A 2,275-nucleotide genomic window follows, 5' to 3' on the forward strand; every position below is an offset into this window, starting at 1 on the left:
CGCGGATGCTGACCTCCGCCGGGTTCGTCGACGAGGCGGTGCTGCTCGGCCAGTCGGTGTACGGGGAGTTCGGCAACGGGGTCGCGGCACAGCTCTCGGCGCTGCCGTCGGTGCACGTGGGCTGGGCCTTCCTGATCGCCTACGAGGTGATCCGGATCAGCCCGAGCCGGTGGCGGTGGCTGATCGTCGTCCATCCGGTCCTGACCACGCTCGTCGTCGTGGTCACCGCGAACCACTTCTGGGCCGACGGCATCCTCGCCGTGGTGCTGCTCGTCCTCGCGGAGCTGGGCAGCAGGGCGCTGGCCCGCCTCGGCCGCCGGCTGCGCGACCGCCGCCGCGCCAGCCCGGCGGCCGACGCTACACCGGATCAGCCACCGACCCCTGCGCCGGCGACCCTTCCGCCACCGACCCCTGCGCCGGCGACCCCTGCGCAGGCATCGGCCCTTCCGCCGGCGCCGTCCTGTCGACCGGCACCGACCTCTGCGCCGGAACCGCGGTCCGCGCTGTCTCCTCCGTCGGCGCCGCCGCCTGAGGGGCACACAGCAGCGGCCCTCCGCACCGGTCGGCACCCGGCTTGACGGCGACCAGGTTCGCCGCCACGTACGCGATGAGGTTCGCCGCGTGCCACTCGGTCGGGTAGTAGGTGACCAGCCGTGAGCTCTGGAAGCGGGCCTGGATCCCCGGCACGTCGACCCGGTACTCGTCGTCGGTGTAGTACCAGAACGAGTTCTCGTTGTAGTAGGCCGTATGTGCGGGGTTCTGGTAGGCGCCCCGCCCATCGGAGCTGGGCGTCAGGGTGAGCAGCATGCCGCCGGGAGCCAGCAGCCGGTACAGCTCGTTGATCAGCGGGACCTTCGCGGTGACGTGCTCCAGGACGTTCACCGCCCGGATGACGCCGACCGAGCCGTCCGGCAGGTCCAGCGGATCGGGCAGCGCGGCGACGAGGTCGACGCCCGGCCCAGGGGTCCGGCCCACGCCCAGGTAGCCGGCCGGCCTGCGCCGGGCCGCGCCGAGGTCCAGCGCCAGCAGTCCCCGCCGCCGGGCCCAGGCCAGCGCGTTCGCCTCGACGTACTGGTCGTACAGGGCGACGGTCTCGCGCTGGATGTGCGCGTTGACCTCGGCGTCGCTCTGGGTGTTCTCGCCGTGGATCCGCTGCAGGTACAGGCAGCGCGGGATGTGGTGGAAGTCGCCGACCTGGTAGAGGCGGCACATCAGGTCCTGGTCGTCGAGCACCTCCCGGGCGGCGTCGTAGCCGCCGACCCGCTCGTACGCCTCCCTGCGGAACGCGCGCACGTGGTTGGGCGCATACCAGATGTACGACACGTTGTGCGGTGTCGGCGCCAGCGACCGGGCGCGCAGCACGTCGCGACCGTCCACGTCGACCTCGTCGTAGTACCAGCCGTGCGTCTCGTCGAAGCGGCTGTCGTCGCGGCCGCCCTCGGAGGTGATCTGAGCCGCGTCGCTGTAGACGAACGAGGCCTGCGGGTGCTCCGCGAACGCGGTGGCGATCTCGGCCAGGCAGTCGCGGGCCAGCAGATCATCGTGGTCGAGCTCGACGAGGATCTCGCCCCGGGCGAGCTCGCAGGCGCGCCGCTTCGCCGCGCCGACCCCGCGGATGCCGTCGGCGACCACCACCCGCACCCGATCGTCGGGCATCTCCGGCCGCCAGCGTGCGCCGTTGTTGAGCAGCACGATCCACTCCCAGTCGGCTCGGCTCTGCGCGCGCAGCGTGGCGAGGCAGTCGTCGAGGTAACGGGGCTGGTGGCTGGGGGTGAACACGCAGAACGCGGGGGCTGGTGACGTCATCGTTCACTACCTGTCCGGTGGGGGGCGGATGCGATGGTGGGGAAGTGAGGGCGCCGCACCGTCGGCGGCGATGCCTGGACGGCGGCTCCTCGGCGGGATCGCCTGAGAGCCGACGTGGTGCCGAGGCGGCGCGCGGTACACCCGCGGGACAGAGCGGGGTACCGGACAGGCGCAGCGTTCAGACCTACGGGGCGCAGATGACGTAGGCCGTGATGTCCGTGTTGGCGTTGTGGCTGGCCTGCCATCCGATCGCCGGGCTCGACGTCGTGCCGCCAATCGGGGACGTGTCGCGCACCGGGTCGCCGCCAGCGGGAACCAGGGCACCGCCGCCGATGGCGAAGGTGCCGGCCAGGCAGAACGCCTGGGCGGTCTGCGAGGCAGTGACGGACCGGACCACGCTGGACGCGCCGGCGTTCGCTCCCTGGGCTCCCTGCGCTCCCTGCGCTCCCTGAGCTCCCTGCGCTCCCTG

Annotated in this window: 2 protein-coding genes and 1 pseudogene; 1 reads left to right on the top strand and 2 read right to left on the bottom strand. The window is 72.5% G+C overall.

What is annotated here, in order from left to right:
- Nucleotides 1-5: 5 nt before the first annotated feature.
- Nucleotides 6-221 (top strand): annotated as a pseudogene (locus C1A33_RS23950) (phosphatase PAP2 family protein); the annotation flags it as partial.
- Between the two features lie 136 nt (nucleotides 222-357).
- Here C1A33_RS23950 and C1A33_RS23955 read toward each other — a convergent pair.
- Together C1A33_RS23955 and C1A33_RS23960 are read right to left on the bottom strand one after the other, a co-directional pair.
- On the bottom strand, nucleotides 358-1,806 hold the full coding sequence (locus C1A33_RS23955; protein WP_101833592.1) for a glycosyltransferase: 1,449 nt from the start codon (nucleotides 1,804-1,806) through the stop codon (nucleotides 358-360).
- A 184-nt stretch (nucleotides 1,807-1,990) separates the two neighbouring features.
- Nucleotides 1,991-2,275, bottom strand: a 285-nt coding sequence (locus tag C1A33_RS23960; RefSeq protein WP_207770466.1) for a hypothetical protein, incomplete at its 5' end; no start/stop codon positions are given.

The organism is Frankia canadensis, assembly GCF_900197875.1.
In the GTDB taxonomy this organism is placed as follows: domain Bacteria; phylum Actinomycetota; class Actinomycetes; order Frankiales; family Frankiaceae; genus Frankia; species Frankia canadensis.